The 15594-nt window shown below is 68.8% G+C and carries 15 protein-coding genes; 7 read left to right on the top strand and 8 right to left on the bottom strand.

The features are described 5' to 3' along the window. Positions 1-100: 100 nt before the first annotated feature. The 6 genes from AruCF_RS10840 to AruCF_RS10815 all read right to left on the bottom strand — a co-directional run bounded on the left by AruCF_RS10840 (position 101) and on the right by AruCF_RS10815 (position 3839). Positions 101-391, bottom strand: a complete 291-nt coding sequence (locus AruCF_RS10840; protein WP_200904303.1) for a HigA family addiction module antitoxin — start codon at positions 389-391, stop codon at positions 101-103. Between the two features lie 11 nt (positions 392-402). Continuing rightward, a complete protein-coding gene (locus tag AruCF_RS10835) occupies positions 403-549 on the bottom strand; it encodes a type II toxin-antitoxin system RelE/ParE family toxin (RefSeq protein WP_235432813.1) in 147 nt (48 codons plus the stop codon). 209 nt (positions 550-758) lie between these two features. Next, on the bottom strand, positions 759-2015 hold the full coding sequence (locus AruCF_RS10830; protein WP_049073236.1) for a hypothetical protein: 1257 nt from the start codon (positions 2013-2015) through the stop codon (positions 759-761). 137 nt (positions 2016-2152) lie between these two features. Continuing rightward, positions 2153-2545, bottom strand: a complete 393-nt coding sequence (locus tag AruCF_RS10825) for a hypothetical protein (RefSeq protein WP_144419119.1) — start codon at positions 2543-2545, stop codon at positions 2153-2155. Positions 2546-2623: 78 nt separating this feature from the next. Next, a complete protein-coding gene (locus AruCF_RS10820) occupies positions 2624-3223 on the bottom strand; it encodes a TetR/AcrR family transcriptional regulator (RefSeq protein ID WP_049073234.1) in 600 nt (199 codons plus the stop codon). Between the two features lie 19 nt (positions 3224-3242). Continuing rightward, positions 3243-3839 carry an NAD(P)H-dependent oxidoreductase gene (locus tag AruCF_RS10815; protein WP_049073233.1) on the bottom strand — a complete coding sequence of 199 codons (597 nt, stop codon included), beginning with the start codon at positions 3837-3839 and terminating at the stop codon, positions 3243-3245. A gap of 216 nt (positions 3840-4055) precedes the next feature. Between AruCF_RS10815 and AruCF_RS10810 the strand changes: the two genes are divergently transcribed. The 5 genes from AruCF_RS10810 to AruCF_RS10790 all read left to right on the top strand — a co-directional run bounded on the left by AruCF_RS10810 (position 4056) and on the right by AruCF_RS10790 (position 7946). Continuing rightward, positions 4056-4676, top strand: coding sequence for a hypothetical protein (locus AruCF_RS10810; RefSeq protein WP_049073232.1), 621 nt, complete (start codon positions 4056-4058; stop codon positions 4674-4676). A 158-nt stretch (positions 4677-4834) separates the two neighbouring features. After that, on the top strand, positions 4835-5152 hold the full coding sequence (locus AruCF_RS10805; RefSeq protein WP_049073231.1) for a co-chaperone GroES: 318 nt from the start codon (positions 4835-4837) through the stop codon (positions 5150-5152). Positions 5153-5183: 31 nt separating this feature from the next. Beyond that, positions 5184-6806 (top strand): chaperonin GroEL, encoded by a 1623-nt coding sequence (gene groL / locus AruCF_RS10800; protein WP_049073230.1) that lies wholly within the window; start codon positions 5184-5186, stop codon positions 6804-6806. A 275-nt stretch (positions 6807-7081) separates the two neighbouring features. Continuing rightward, positions 7082-7525, top strand: a complete 444-nt coding sequence (locus AruCF_RS10795) for an Hsp20/alpha crystallin family protein (protein WP_049073229.1) — start codon at positions 7082-7084, stop codon at positions 7523-7525. 34 nt (positions 7526-7559) lie between these two features. Continuing rightward, positions 7560-7946 (top strand): Hsp20/alpha crystallin family protein, encoded by a 387-nt coding sequence (locus AruCF_RS10790; RefSeq protein WP_049073228.1) that lies wholly within the window; start codon positions 7560-7562, stop codon positions 7944-7946. Between the two features lie 93 nt (positions 7947-8039). Here the strand turns inward: AruCF_RS10790 and AruCF_RS10785 are convergent, their stop codons facing one another. Beyond that, positions 8040-11474, bottom strand: a complete 3435-nt coding sequence (locus tag AruCF_RS10785) for an autotransporter domain-containing protein (RefSeq protein ID WP_049073227.1) — start codon at positions 11472-11474, stop codon at positions 8040-8042. A 262-nt stretch (positions 11475-11736) separates the two neighbouring features. Between AruCF_RS10785 and AruCF_RS10780 the strand changes: the two genes are divergently transcribed. Then, the gene (locus tag AruCF_RS10780; RefSeq protein ID WP_080977395.1) at positions 11737-13647 is read left to right on the top strand and encodes a tetratricopeptide repeat protein; all 1911 of its coding nucleotides are present in this window, start codon (positions 11737-11739) and stop codon (positions 13645-13647) included. 188 nt (positions 13648-13835) lie between these two features. On the opposite strand, the gene AruCF_RS10775 is transcribed toward AruCF_RS10780, so the two are convergent. Next, positions 13836-14567: an SDR family NAD(P)-dependent oxidoreductase gene (locus AruCF_RS10775; protein ID WP_049073226.1), complete on the bottom strand. Its 732-nt coding sequence runs from the start codon at positions 14565-14567 to the stop codon at positions 13836-13838. A gap of 260 nt (positions 14568-14827) precedes the next feature. Here AruCF_RS10775 and AruCF_RS10770 point away from each other — a divergent pair, with 260 nt between their 5' ends. Continuing rightward, positions 14828-15589: an SDR family oxidoreductase gene (locus tag AruCF_RS10770; RefSeq protein WP_049073225.1), complete on the top strand. Its 762-nt coding sequence runs from the start codon at positions 14828-14830 to the stop codon at positions 15587-15589. Positions 15590-15594: the final 5 nt, after the last annotated feature.

Below are 15594 nucleotides of genomic sequence, written 5' to 3'. Positions count from 1 at the left end.
GACGCCATGAACCGAAAAGCCGTCCCGGCGGTCGGATGTCAATTCCACCTTTGGGGCGCTTTTCATTCGGGACGGTCACACGCCGATGACGCAAGCCGGCCTAATGCGCATCCGCCACGGAGGCCAGGGGCTTGACTGGCGGTTGCTCGTGCTGCAACGCCTGCCACAGATCGTAGTTCGCCTGCATCGCGACCCACGCCTGCGCGGTACCCGCGCCCGCCTGCTCCAATCGGACGGCGAGGTCCGGGCTGATACCGGCCTTGCCGTTGAGTACCCGCGACAGCGCCACCCGCGACATCGCGAGGCGATCAGCGGCGTCTGTCACCGACAGGCCCAAGGGGGCAATAACGTCTTCCCGCAACACTTCGCCCGGATGCGGAGGGTTATGCATCATGATGATTCCTAATGGTAGTCGCGATAATCGACCAGCTCGACACCCGCCTCGGTAAAGCGGAATGTCACGCGCCAATTGCCATTGACCCAGACTGACCATTGGTTCGCAAGCTTGCCTTTCAACGAGTGCAGCTTATAGCCGGTGATTATGTTCACCGCGCGGCTTCCCAATCGGCATCGCGTCTGCAAGGACCCATCCTGCGCACCGAACACCGGACCGTCAACGATGACACGCCGTTTATCAGTTTGAGTCCGGGCGCGCGCAAAAAGACAGGCGGGACCATCGCCGGGCAACACGGCACGGCAGCGAGAAGCTGAATGGCGTGTGTGTGCAAGCCGCGCCACCGCAGCGGCGCCACGCCCGCTCAGTCAGTTACCAGATACGCCTGCCCCCCCGGCTTGAGGTAGGGCCGCAGTGCCTTGAACGGCACGCTGACGTGGGTGCCCAGGCAGGCGCCCGAGGCGTGTCCCACGCCGGACACCGACAGGCTCAATGCCCCCGGCGCGGTGGCGCCCAGGGCCAGGTATTGCGGCCAGAGGTCGGCGCAATCTTCCAGGTTGGGATGCTGCTCGGCGCGGTCCTCGGGCGGGCCGGCCTTGACCACCTGCTCCACCAGCCCCCGCAGCGCGGCGCTGGGCTCGCGGCCGAAACTGCGCTGGCCCGGCGCGTAGGCGTCGAACACGCGGTTCCAATCGAGGTATTCGCCGCGCAGCAAGTCGAAGGTGTATGGCTCGAAATGATTGGCGGGATGTGCCCCGCCGCAATCCAGGCTGCCAGCTTCGGTCACGGTCAGCAGCGCGCGCGACAGCCAGGTGACGTTGATGTTTTCATCGTCGAAGCCGCCCAGGGTGCCCGCGCCGGGATTCGTGCTGGTATAGGCGGACGCCATGCATTCCAGCGCGCCCAGGCTCTTGCGCCAGTGGCGCTGCTCCAGCAGGTCATTGACGCGCCGCATGACCTGCGGATCGGGGTGACGGCTGAGCCGTGGATAGGCGAACCTGGTGCGCGGATCCACCCACATGCGGTAGGCCACCGCGGCCGAGCCGGCTTCCTTGCCCACCGGCTTGGCGTGACCGGCCAGCTTCAGCGTTTCGTAGGGCGCGCGGGTGGCATCCATGCCCGCCTTGAGGTCGATGTCGCCCAGGTCGACCTGCGTGGCCCGCGCCTGGGCGCGGTCGCGTTCGAGTTGGGCGGTGTCGTAGCCGGCCACCCGCTGCAGGTCGAAGCGGCGTTGCTTGCCGGTGCGCGCGTCGGTCCATTGGCCCCGATAGCCCTTCTCATCGCGCGTGCCTTGCCAGCTGGCGGCGCGATCGGCGGCATCGATCGTGGCCGTGTCCGAGGCGGGCGGCCGTGCCGGATTCGGCTTGGGCTCGTACAGGACTTCGCCCGTGCCGCGCAGGGGAATGTCGACGCCGCTCCTGGGATAGAAATAGCGTCCGCTTACGACCCCGTCGGCGCCAGCCGCGTCATCCAGTTCCAGCACCACCTCGCCGGCGCCTTGCAGCGTGCCCTTGTAGACGGTGCGCTGGGCGGCATCGGCCTGCGCACCCGGCAGCGACAGGAGGGCCATCGCCAGGGCCCCGAGGGAAGGAATATGAGGACGAAAGATGGACGATGGCATGGAGTGGGCGCAGCCGGAAATTGGGGTAGCCAAATATACCCGAGCCATCTCTGTGCCTTCCGATTGCGACCTACGGACGCAACACGCGAGCGCGCGCCACCAAGCCGGCGATTGAAGCGGGGCCGCCGGGCCGGCGCCTACGTGCTCTTCAGCGCCGCCAGCACCCCGGCCAGATCCAGCGCGCCGGCGCTGGCGGACCGTTTCATCGATTCCAGCCCGCGGGCCACCCAGCCCGCCACCGCTGCATTCGCGTCCGCCTCGTTCACCGCCATCGCCTCCTGACGCGGAACCTGGATGACAACCGCAAGGACCGCTTTCTTGCCCGAGTACTTCGCCACGGCGCTGAACCCCGACTCGGCGTAGTCGCTGATGCTGCCTCCCACGAAGAGTTCGATATCCAGCGTGGCGGCGCCAAGCACCACGACCGGCGCCAATGCCGCCTTCAGTCTGGGCCGGTACGCGACGACGGCGGGCAGGAACCGCAGGCCGGCCTCCGGCCCGCCCATTCTTGCGCCGAGTGCGACATCCATGAAAACTCCTTTCCCGGGCTGGCCGGTCGTATGCGGACGGGGCATCGGCCGGGCACGGTGCGCCGGCCGCGCCGGGCGTCACTTGTTTCGCTTGACCATATCCAGGATGGTCCGGAAGAGTTCGTCGCGCGCCTGCGCCTCGGGGATTTCACCGGCGACGGCCGCATTCGAGAGCGCGTCAGCCGCGCCCAGCATGGCCCACAGGCTGGCCGTGGCGATGCCTTGCGGCCCGGCGAAGGGCGCGAAGAGGCGCCGGCATTTTTCGATGAAGGCATATTGGTACTGCCTTTTCACGGCGGCCAGCTCCGGCGAGCCGTCCAGCGCCGCGAGCACCCCGGCAATCTCGCGCCCTTGCGCCGATACGCACGCGACGTATCTCGCGGCGATGACGCCGGCCTTGTCCTTCAGGGTCGGCTTGCTGGCGGCGATGGCGTCGTCGATGATCGCCGTCTGGCGCGCATCGAAGTCCTGGTACAAGGCGGCCAGCAGGCCATTGCGCGTGCCGAAGTGATCGTAGACCACCGGCTTGGAAATCCCGGCCTCTTCGGCCAGGCGCCCGAGGGTCAAGGCGTCGGAGCCTTCCTCGCTGACCAGTTTCCAGGAGACTTCCAACAACTGGCGCGAGCGCTCGTCTTTCGACAGGCGGCGGCGTGGCGGCGGGGCGGGAGCGGCGGACATCTGTATTCTCGGGTATCGATCAGGACGGCACGGCAAAGATCCGCTGGCCGATAGCGTGCGCCGCGTCGAGATGGGACGCCGGCGAGCCGGTATCCGAGGGAAGCAGCAATTCCGATGTCGCGACGCGCGCGCCGCAGTAGCCAAAGATGCCGTGGTCGATCTGCGTTTTCATGGCGCCGAAATAGCCATGCTTGTCGTAGGTTCGCATATCGGCGCCGCCGATGGCAACCAGGTGCACCGGCAGGCGCTGCAATTTCTTGACCAGCTTGCCGTCCGCGCTGGCGTCATAGGCCCAGCCGTTGGTGAACACGCGGTCGATCCAGCCCTTCAACAAGCCGGGAAATGACCACCAGTAAACCGGGTAGACCAACGCCAACGCATCCGCGCGGTCGAGCCGCGCATGCTCGGCGAGGACGTCCGGCGGCGGCGCCGCCTGCTTCAGGTGCAGGGCCACGTCGGCCTGGGTGAATCTAGGATCGAACCCCTGCGCGGCCAGATCCGCGATCTCGAAAGTGTGTTCCGTACCGGAGGCGGCAATGCCCTGCGCGAGCCGGGCGGCGACGGCGTGGGTCAGGGATGCCGGATCGGGATGTGCGACAACAATAAGGGCATGCATGCGGGGCCTTCCGTATCAGAGTTTCTATATACCAATCGTAGCCTACTTTTAGTAGTTTATGAAAACTTCTTTGCCCGCGGCCGCGATGGCGGCCGCGGAGATGTCCGCCGACCATGCCCGCCGCGATCTTGAGCATGGGCGCCCGAAGCGATAAATTTGCTGCAGCGAAATCGTTGCCGCGGCCTGCCCCGCAGGCCCGACGTTGGAGTCACACGCATGGATATCATCGAGACGATCGCTGCGCACACACGCGCGCTGCAACGCCCGCTGTACGCCGTGACGGCCAGCGCCATCCGCAAGGCCGACACTCCTCTCATCCTCACCCTGCACTGGCACGGCTTTCACCGTGATGGCGAGCCCGGCCGCCGGCTGCGCTCAGTCGCCGGTTCGGCGGTGCAGCTCAACCTGCGCTGGCACGAGTTTGCCGTGCTCGACCGCGCGATCATCGACGCCGGATGGGCGCTCGGCGCCTGGGACGTCGAGCGCGTGGCGCGCCCACCCTGGTGGCGCCTGAACGCGCCGGTCGCGGAAGCCGTGGCCGGCCACCGCGCCTTCGCCGATTATTCCGACCTGCCGTCCGCGGACGACCCGGTCGTGGTGGAAGCCCCGGACCAGCGGGACCTGATCGCGCTGGCGGCGCGCAAGGGCTACGTGCGCTGGCTGTTCAGGCCGCGCAAGGGGGGACTATGGCGCCAGCTGGACGGCGACGACAGCACGCTGGATGCCGACGGCGGACGCCCCCTGCCCTGCCCGGTTCCGCTGCAACCGGACGGCCGCGAACTGCGCCGCAAGGTGCTCTACCGGCTCGGGCGCGGGAATGGATTTTTGATTCTTTAAGTTTCATTTTGATGCATTTTTGACTCTTGAAGCGCCTTTGGCGCGCCCATAAATTTTTTGCGCATCCCGATCGCGGATGCCCGGCGCATGACGGCGCAATGCCGTGACGACGCGCCGGCGTTCACTTTTTGATGATCAAGACTTCAGGAGATAGAGTCATGAAGATCCGTCCCCTCTACGACCGGATTGTCGTCAAGCGAATCGAACAACAGCGCCAGACGGCGTCCGGGATCGTCATCCCCGATGCGGCCGCCGAAAAGCCCGAGCAAGGCGAAGTCCTGGCCGTCGGGCAGGGCAAGCGCAACGCCGACGGGTCCCTGCGCGAGCCCGAACTCAAGGTGGGCGACCATGTCCTTTTCGGCAAGTACGCCGGCCAGACCGTGAAGGTCGACGGCGAAGAACTGCTGGTCATGCGCGAGGACGACGTCTTCGCCGTGCTCGCGCCGCGGGACAAGCAACTGAAGAAGGCCGCCTGAGGCCCGGCCATCGCGAACTGAGGAGCAAGACATGAGTGCCAAAGACGTCAAATTCCACGATAACGCCCGCACCCGCGTGGTCAAGGGCGTCAACATCCTGGCCGACGCCGTCAAGGTGACGCTCGGCCCCAAGGGCCGCAACGTGCTGCTCGAACGCAGCTTCGGCGCGCCCGTCATCACCAAGGACGGCGTCTCGGTCGCCAAGGAAATCGAACTGAAGGACAAGTTCGAGAACATGGGCGCGCAGATCGTCAAGCAGGTGGCCTCGAAGACGGCCGACGTGGCCGGCGACGGCACCACCACCGCCACCGTGCTGGCGCAGGCCATCGTGCAGGAAGGCATGAAGTACGTGGCCTCCGGCATGAATCCGATGGACCTGAAGCGCGGCATCGACCAGGCCGTATCGGGCGTGGTCGAGGCGCTGCGCAAGCTGTCCAAGCCGATCTCCACCAGCAAGGAAACGGCGCAGGTGGCGGCGCTGTCGGCCAACGCGGATGAAGCCATCGGCAAGATCATCGCCGACGCGATGGACAAGGTCGGGCGCGAAGGCGTGATCACCGTCGAGGACGGCAAGTCGCTGGACAACGAGCTCGATATCGTCGAGGGCATGCAGTTCGATCGCGGCTACCTGAGCCCCTACTTCATCACCGATCCCGAGAAGCAGGTGGCGCAGCTCGACGACCCGCTGGTGCTGCTGTACGACAAGAAGATCTCCAACGTGCGTGAGCTGCTGCCCGTGCTGGAAAGCGCCGCCAAGGCCGGCAAGCCGCTGCTGATCGTGGCCGAGGATGTCGAAGGCGAGGCGCTTGCCACGCTGGTGGTCAACGCCATGCGCGGCGTGCTCAAGGTCACCGCGGTCAAGGCGCCGGGCTTCGGCGACCGCCGCAAGGCCATGCTGGAGGACATCGCCATCCTCACGGGCGCCACCGTCATCTCCGAAGAGACCGGCAAGCAGCTCGACAAGGCCACGCTGCAGGACCTGGGCAGCGCCAAGCGCATCGAGGTGCGCAAGGAAGACACCATCATCATCGACGGCGCCGGCAAGCAGGAAGCCATCGACGCCCGCGTCAAGACGCTGCGCAAGCAGATCGAGGACGCCACCAGCGACTACGACCGCGAGAAACTGCAGGAACGCGTGGCCAAGCTGGCGGGCGGCGTGGCGGTCATCAAGGTGGGCGCCGCCACCGAAGTCGAGATGAAGGAAAAGAAGGACCGCGTCGACGATGCCCTGCATGCGACCCGCGCGGCGGTCGAGGAAGGCATCGTGCCCGGCGGCGGCGTGGCGCTGCTGCGCGCCCGCGCCTCCATCCAGGACCTCAAGGGCGCCAATGCCGACCAGGATGCCGGCATCCGCATCGTGCGGCGCGCGCTGGAGGCGCCGCTGCGCGCCATCGTGGCCAACGCTGGCGAAGAACCGTCGGTGGTGGTGGCCAAGGTGGCGGACGCCAAGGGCAATTTTGGCTATAACGCGGCCACCGGCGAGTACGGCGATCTGGTGGAAATCGGCGTGGTCGACCCGACCAAGGTCACCCGCACCGCGCTGCAGAACGCGGCGTCGATCGCCGGCCTGATCCTGACGACGGACGCCACCGTCGCGCAGGCAGCCGAAGAGACCAAGCCGCAGGCGGCGCCGGCCGAAGCCATGGACTTCTGATCCGGCTCGGACCGGGGCAGCGTGAAGGCATCGCGCCACGGGCGCGGTGCCTTTTTTTTGCGTCGCGGCGCGCGACCTGGCCACCGCCGCCGCGTCCTCGCCGACCGGTCTTCAATGGCGTCTATGCATTCGCGCTAACCGATTTCACGAATCAAAAACGCGGGGTCTTGAATCCGCGCGGACCGCACTTATATCTCTGTTGAAGCGGTCGAGCGGCTGGCGATTGCGACGCATGAAGCGGCCCCGATCCTGTCCAACCATCTTGGGAGGTAATCATGGCGAACTACCCATTCACCGATACCGGTGTCGAATCCTTCTTCGACGCGGTCCAGGAACAGATGGACCGCATCCTGCGCGGCGCGGGCCTGCCCGCCAACCTGCGCGCCCTGCCGCGCGGACATTTTCCGCCGGTCAATATCGGCGTGTCGGACGAGGCCGCGGTCGTGGTGGCATTCATTCCCGGCATCGACCCGGACACCCTGAAAGTGTCCATCGAGAAGGGCCTGCTGACGATCAGCGGCACGCGCGAGACGCAGGCACTGCCCGAGAACGCGCGCTATTACGCGCGTGAACGCGCCGACGGCTCATTCACGCGCGCCATCGAACTGCCGGCCGACGTCGACGCCGACAACGTGCAGGCGCGCTATGTCGATGGCTGCCTGCTGGTCTCCATCAAGAAGAAGGAGTCCTCCAAGCCGCGCCTCATCCCGGTGCAGTAACGCCCGCCCGTCGCATTGTTCAGGAGATACCATCATGAATACGCGTAACGAACTCGTTGTCGAACAAGAAGGCCACGCCGCGCAGCGGCGTCCCGCCACCCTGCCCGCCGTGGACATTTTCGAGGACACCGCCGGCGTCACGGTGCTGGCCGACCTGCCGGGCGTCACCAAGGAGCGCCTGAACATCAAGGTCGAGGCCGACGTGCTGGTCATCGAAGGCGAGGCCGCCGTGCCGGTGCCGCGGGAACTGCGCCTGATCCACAGCGAACTGCGCGAGCCGCTGTTCCGCCGCTCGTTCCGCCTGGGACCGGAATTCGACAAGGACGCGATCAGCGCCAACCTCAAGCAAGGGGTCCTGACGCTGCGCGTGCCGCGTGTGCGCGAAGCGCAGCCGCGCCAGATTCCGGTGACGGTGGCGTAAACGATGCGCCGCGCCGCGGGGCCGCCGGGCCGCCGCGGCGCGGCGCCTTCATGTCCTGACCTGCCGCGGCCGGCGTCCCCTGCCGCCATGGATTCAGAAGCGATATCTCACTTCCAGCGACCCGGTGTTCTGCCGGTTGCCATCGCCGAACTGCCCGCCGTACAGCGCGCTCACCGTGGTGCGCTTGCTGACGTCGATGCCCACGCCAAGCTCGACCACCGCGGCGTCGCGCGCCACAGGCGCGCCCGTCACCGAAAACGCGTCCCCGCCCTGCACGAAGGACATCGTGCTGAGCGGATTGCGGTCGCCGAAGGCGTGGCGCCATCCCAGCGTGCCCCGCACCGCGCCGCGCGCGCCGGCGCTCTCGAAATCGCTGCGCGCATGCAGGCCCAGCGTGGTGGTCGTGATGCGGCTGCGGCCGCTCTCGCCGCGCAAGGCCGCGTCGCCGCCGGATTCGGAAAAGCCGCGCGTGCGCAGGTCGCTGAAGTTGGCGCCGACGAAAGGCTCCAGCGTGATGCGGTCGTTCAGCGGCATGGCATAGCCCAGTTCGCCGAAGACCTGCCCGGTGCTGGCGCCATAGCCGGCCTTGAGCGTCTGATCGAGGCCGGCGGCGGCGGTGCTGCGCCGGGTGTCGACGTCGTGCCACGTATAGGCGGCCCCCAGGCTGAGATTGATCCGGCCCGCGCCGGCCTCGAAGGCCCGGCCGCCATACAGCGTGACGCTGTAGCTGTCGACGTCGGCGCTGGAGGCCCGGTCGCTGGTGCGGCTGCGGCTGCTGGTGTAGCCCAGGGCGCCGCCCAGGCGCCATTGCGCGCCGACCGCCACGTCGCCGCCGAGGATCACGCCCGAGTCAGTCTGCGTGGTACGGGCGGCGTTGCCGTCGCCGCCCAGGGTGCTCCAATTGCCGAACACCTGGGTCCAGAGCGGTTGCGCATTCGATTGCGGCAGCGACGCGGCATCGCCCCTGCCCAGCTGCGCCGTCGGCGCGCCCGGCGCCCAGCCCGCGCCCAGGTTGGCGCGCAGCCGCGACAGCGGCATCTGCGCCATGGCGCCGGTGGCGCCCTGCAGGATCGACATTGCGCTGGCATGGGCTTCGCCGGAGAGCGCATTGAACGCCTGCGCGGGCATGCCATCCGGCAGGTTCAACACGTGCCGGTATAGCGCGCTATCAGGCGCCAGGCTCTGCAGGGCCCGCGCCACCGCGCGCTGGTTAGCGCTGGCCGCGGCATCGACAAACTGGATCGGGCGCGAGCCGCCGCCATCGGACGGAACCTGCTTGAGGCTCACCACCAGATCGACGCGCTGGCTGTCGTAGGCCAGAGAAGGCGTCAGGAACGCCAGGTTGCTCGACACGCTATCGAAACGGCCCTGCACCCCGTTGTCCGCCGTCAGGATGGAATAGACCGTGGCAGGCGCATAGTTGCCGTTCTGGCCGATATGCAGCACGGATCCCGCCAGGTTGGCGCTGCCGGCCACCCGCACGCTGCTGGCCAAGCCATCCGGCGTGGTGGCGACGCGGTAGACGGCTCCCGGTTGGAAGGTCAGGTCCCCCTGCACGTTCATGCGGCCCGTGGGAAGGTTGGCGCTGCCCGGGGCCAGGGTGGCGCCGGATGCGATGGTCACCCCGCCCAGCGTTCCGGAGCCGGACAGCGTCGACCCGCTCGCGGCAAGCACCTGGCCGCCGAGCTTGCCGTCCACCTGCAACGTGCCGGCCGCCACCTGCGTCGCGCCCGTGTAGGCGCTGCTGTCGCCGGTCAGCGCCAGCGTCCCGGCGCCCAGCTTCGTCGTTGCGCCCGCGCCGGAAATCGCGCCACCGTAGGCGGAGTCGTCCGCGCGATCGAACCGCAGGTTGGCGTTGTTGACGATATTGCCGCTCAACGAGCCGCGATTGCCGCCATCGCCCACTTGCAGCGTGCCCGCGTCGACCACCGTGGTGCCCGCGAAGGCGTTCTCGCCGGCCAGCACCAGGGTGCCGGCGCCGGCCTTGCGCACCTGTCCGGCGCCGCGCAGTATCCCGTCGAAGCGGATCGCATCGCCGCGATTGAAGACCAGCGCCGCGCCCGCCGCGATGTCCGCGTCGCCGGCCAGGCTGCCCGAGTTGGCGCCGTTGCCTATCTGCAGGGTGCCCGCTTGCACGAAAGTGCCACCGGCATGGTTGCCGGCGCCGGTGAGGATGACGGTGCCGCTGCCAGTCAGGCTCAGCCCTCCCGCGCCGGACAGCGTGCCGGACAGCGTCATGCCGTTGGCGCCGGTGACCGTCAGCCCGCCAGGGCCCAGCACGAAGTCATTCGACATGCTCAACGCCCCCGGCACACCGGCGGCGGCGATCGCGCCCCCATTCGCGTTGATCGGGCCGAGTCCTAGCATGGCGCCGTGCTGCAGCGTCGCCAGGCCGCCGTTGAGCGTCACGCTGCCGCCGGAGACCAGGGGCGAATCCTGCAATATCCAGGAACCGCTGTTGATACGCAGGTTCTGGAAGTTGACGTAGGTCAGCCCCGAGATGGCGGTGACCGCCCCTCCCGTGCCGCTGCCGGTGCCGGCGGATGGCAGCGCGTTCTGCAGCACCAGCGTGTTGCCCCCGCCCACGCCGCCATCGACCGTGCCGGCAGGCGCGAAGGCAAGCCCGGGCTGACCGGCCACCGGCAGGTCGGCTGACGAGGATCCCGAACCGCGAAACACGACGGAACCCGAGACGGCGGTGAAGGTATTGTTGCCGCCCTGGCCCAGCGACACGCCGCCGACGATGGTCCCGGCATTGGTGAAACTGTGCCCCTCGCCGGGAATGCCTGCGGCTTCGAACGCGACGCGGCCGACGATGGTGCCGGTACGGTCGTTGACGAATTCCACCCTCGCGCCGCCGTAAGCGGCAATGACGGCCTTGTCCGCCGCCGCGGTGACGGTGCCGTCCACATCTCTGCTGCTTATCATGCCAGCGTTGGTGAGGTAGCTCGTCCCGCCGCTGCCGTTCTGCACGGCCAGGGCCATGCCCAGGAGCGACGGCAGGCTGGCGCCGCCGCCGACGCCGGGGGTGACGCCGACGATCGTCCCCGTCACCCTATTGTTCACCCGTGTGACGCCGGCCGAACTGTTGCCGACGAACACGCCGGTCGACCCGGCCGAATTCACGCCAAGCGGGTTGGGGTCGATCCTGCCATCGTTCAACACGGTCACGTTGCTGCCGGTCAGGCTGAGCGCGGTGCCGCCGCCGGGCGGTATGACGCCCAACGACCCCGTGCCAGTCACGGTGACCTCCAGGTTATTGGATGCATCCGCGTAGGACGGCGTGACAGGATTGGCCGGCGAGGCGCATTGGACGAGAAGGCCGACGCGGATACAGTCCGCCTGGGCCGCCCCGCCGGTCCCGGCCAGTGCCAGCGCGAGCGCGGCGCCCAGCGCATGACGGCGCGGCAGGCAAGGCAGGACGGGACCGGGCGAGATCCCGCCCGCGCGCGCTTGCGATGCCAGCTCCGACGCCGCTTGCCAGACGCGCAGACGGCGGTTCCATACCAGACGATAGATGTGGTTCAAAGCGGGATCCCTTGTTTTTGCGATGGCCTGCGTCATCCTGGCCCACTGTGAAGAAGGCACGGACGCATGCGATCGGCGCGGCGCATCCACGACTGGACGAGCCGACCTTTTTTTGGCCGATGGGCGAAATATTTGCGCACAATATAGCCTGCGCCAGGGCGGCTGAAGCGAAAAGAAAAGGCGCAATCACTGGTCAATTCCTGCCCACCGCGAAGATAATCGCACCTTTGCCGCCAATGCCGATTTATAAGGAGCGACCTTCTTGGGCCCGACCGCCGACCGCGCCGCCCCGCCGTTGACCGTCCGCGAGGCCATCACCCTGGCCCACACGCACTGGAACGCCGGTCAGGCCGCGCAAGCCGAAGACCTTTGCCTGCGGGTGCTGGACGCGGTTCCGGACCAGCCTGACGCGCGGCATTTGCTCGGCCTGATCGCGCATGCGTACGGCCATCCAGCGCTGGCGCTGGCGCATCTGCGCGCGGCCTGCCAGCCGCCCGCGGCGCCGGCCGCCTATTGCAGCAATCTGGCGGAAGTGTGCCGCCAGCAGGGACGGCTCGACGAAGCCGAGGCGGCCGCCCGCCGCGCGGTGGCCGCCGACCCGGGATTGGCCGAAGGCTGGAACAACCTGGGCATCATCCTGCAGGAGGCAGGCCAGCTGGCCGCCAGCCTCGATTGCCTGCAGCGCGTGGCCGCGCTGCTGCCCGACAGCCCGCAGGCCCACAACAACCTGGGCAACACCTGCAAGCGCCTGGGCGACAACCCGCAGGCGCTGGCGCATTACCGCCGCGCCCTTGAATTGGACCCGGACTACGCGCAGGCCTTGAGCAACATGGCGGTGGCGTTGGGCGACGAGGGCCGGCACGAGGCCGCCCTGGCCGCCATCCGGCGCGCCATCGAGATCGATCCGCTGCTGCCGCAGGCGCACCTGAATCTGGCCGCGCTGGAGCGCGCGCGGCCACGGCCAGGCCAGGCCCGGGCAATTCCCGGCGGGGCCCCGGCGCCGGCCGCGCCGCCCGATGAACATACGCTGGGCGAGGCCGAGGCGCTGCTCCGCGCGGGCCGCTACGCCGAGGCCGAAACGTTGCTGCGCGACGCACTGGCGCAGGCGGGGCGTCATGTCGCGCTATTGCGCCTGCTGGTCCAGGCCCTGCGGCCGCAAGGAAAGCTGCGGGAAGCGCGCGCCGCCCTGCAGCACGTGCTGCGCGCGGAGCCGGGCGACACGGGGTCGCGCTTCGAGCTGGCCGAGGTGCTGCTGACGGAGGGCGATTTCGATGCCGGCTGGCGCGAGTACCGCTACCGCTATCACCTGGCGCACACGGCGGCGCTGGCCCGCCACGTGCAAAAGCCGCGCTGGGATGGCCGGCCCATCCCCGGCCAGACGCTGCTGCTGCATGACGAGCAAGGCTACGGCGATACCTTCCAGTTCCTGCAATTGGTGGCGCTGGCCCGCGCGCGCAGCGGCGCGCGCATCGTCCTGGAGGTCAAGGCGCCATGCCACGCACTGGCGCGGCGCGGCGACGGGATTGATGAAGTCATCGTCGCCGGTTCGCCGCCGCCGCCGTTCGATCAGCACTGCGAGCTGATGAGCCTGCCGCTGGCGCTGGGCCTGCGGCTTGAGGACCTGCCCGTGCGCACCGCCTACCTGCGCGCCGACCCGGCCCGCGTGGCCCGCTGGCGCGCGCGGCTGGCGGGCCTGCCGCGCCCCCTGGTCGGGCTGGCCTGGGCGGGCCGGCCGACCCATCCGCGCGACGCGCAGCGTTCCCTGGCCCTGGCCGATCTGGCGCCGCTGGCACAGCCCGGCATCACTTTCATCGGGCTGCAGGTCGGCGAGGCGTCCGCCCAGGCGGCCTCGCCCCCGCCGGGCCTGAACCTGGTGCCGTTGGGCCAGGATATCCAGGACTTCGACGACACCGCGGCCATCCTGACCCTGCTGGATGTGCTGGTGTCGGTGGACTCATCGCCGGTTCATCTGGCGGGCGCGCTGGGCTGCCCGGCCTGGGCGCTGTTGCCCTTCGCGTCCGACTGGCGCTGGCTGCGTGAGCGCCGCGACAGTCCCTGGTATCCGTCGCTGCGCCTGTTCCGCCAACCGGCCCCGGATGCGTGGCAGCCGGTGTTGGAAGAGGTGGCGGTCGCGCTGCGCGCCTTGCAGGCGGCCCGTTCCGCCGACGAATGACGTTCCGCCCCTTCCTCGCGGGCCGCTCCAAAACCTGACGACCCGCTCCTCGGCAAAGCCGCGCGCTTTGGCGCCGAACATGGAGCGGCCGGAAATACCACGCAGGTCGCCCGCGAACCGCGACTGCGTCGGCTCCCGCGCGCGGCGCCGCGGCCGCCGCAATGCCGTCACGCAGGCGCCGGACCGCGTCAGGGCAGCCCGATTCCCGTGGCGCCTTGCAGGGTTTGCAGCAGACGCGCCTGGAAGGCCCCGTCATGCGTGGCCGGATGCGGTTCGCGCCGCGCCTGGTGATGCCAGTAGCCACCGCTGCGCAGCGCGTCGGCATCATCGGTCGTCGCCAGCCAGGCTTGCGTGACGTGCCCCAGGCTGAGATCGTCCGGCGCGTTGGGCCCGCCCATCTTGGTGGGCACCCAGCCGGGATCGACCGCATGGCTGATCACATCCGGCCAGCGGCGCGCCACGGCCGCCATCAACGCCGTCACGAACAGCTTGCTGTCCGAATACGAGCCGCTTTCGCGGCCGCCATCCCAGGCCATGCCGTCCAGGTCCGGCCTGCCGTCGTAGTGCATTTCGCTGCTCAGGTACACCAGCCGTCGCGGCCGCGCCATCAAGGCGGTCAGCACATACGGCGCGATGACATTGACTGGCAGGATGGCCGGGCCGGTGAAGACGCCGGCATTGTGGATGACCGCGTCCATCCGACCCAGCGCATTGAGCTGGTCCGCCAGCTCCCGCGTCTGCGCCAGGTCGGCCAGGTCGCCCACCACGGCCAGCGCCCCTTGCGACAACAATTCCCGCGCGGTGCCCAGGCGCTCGCGGTTGCGGCCGTGCACGACCACCATGTGGCCGTCCGCCAGCAGCGCGCGCGCGGCCGCCAGCCCCAGGCCATCGACCGAACCGGTGATGAAGATGCGTGCCATGAATCCACTCTTTGAAAACCGGGCGCGGGCTGGGCGAACCCTGCGCAGCCGCCGTCGACACCGCGCCATGCGCAGGCGACTGCAGTGTATCGGCATCGCCCGCCCGATGACGCCTTGACCCGCCGGCGCATCCGGGAATTCCGGCGCCCGTCGCGTGTGGCAGCCTTGGATGCGCGGATTCGCGCGAAGTATAGTGACCGGCGCGGCGCAGGCGCGCCCGAGGTCCCCCATCCCGAACTTCGCAGCAGGAGCCCCTTTTCATGGCCACCGAATCCCAAGCCCCCGTCATCCTGATCACCGGCGGCAGCCGCGGCGTCGGCGCCGCCACCGCGCGGCTGGCCGCCGCGCAGGGCTACGACGTGGCGATCAGCTATGTCTCGAACGAGGCGGCGGCGCGGGCGGTGGTCGCCGACGTCCAGGCCCTGGGGCGCCGCGCCCTGGCCGTGCGCGCCGACAGCGCGGACCCGCAACAGGTCACCCATCTGTTCGCCGCCATCGACCAGGCATTCGGCCGTCTGGACGTGCTGGTGAACAACGCCGCGATCATCGCGCGGCAATCGCGCGTGGAGGACCTGACGTTCGAACGGATGCAACGGGTCTTCGCCGTCAACGCCATCGGCCCCATGCTGTGCGCGCAGCAGGCGGCCCGGCGCATGTCCCAGCGCCACAACGGCCGGGGCGGCGCCATCATCAACGTGTCATCGGGCGCGGCGCGGCTCGGCAGCCCCAATGAATACGTGGACTACGCCGCCTCGAAGGGCGCGCTGGAGAGTTTCACGATCGGCTTTTCCAAGGAAGTGGCGCGCGAAGGCATCCGCGTGAACTGCGTGCGTCCCGGCCACATCTATACCGAGATGCACGCCAGCGGCGGCGAACCGGGGCGGGTGGACCGCGTCAAGGACACCGTGCCCATGGGCCGCGGCGGCCAACCCGAAGAAGTGGCGCGCGCCATCCTGTGGCTGGCCGGCGCCGAGGCCTCGTACGTCACCGGGACATTCGTCGACGTCACCGGAGGCAAGTAACCGGC

The sequence above is a fragment of the Achromobacter ruhlandii genome (genome assembly GCF_002082135.1).
In the GTDB taxonomy this organism is placed as follows: domain Bacteria; phylum Pseudomonadota; class Gammaproteobacteria; order Burkholderiales; family Burkholderiaceae_B; genus Achromobacter; species Achromobacter ruhlandii.
The sequence above is the reverse complement of the archived record's forward strand: the minus strand, read 5'-3'. Positions and strand labels throughout refer to the sequence as shown.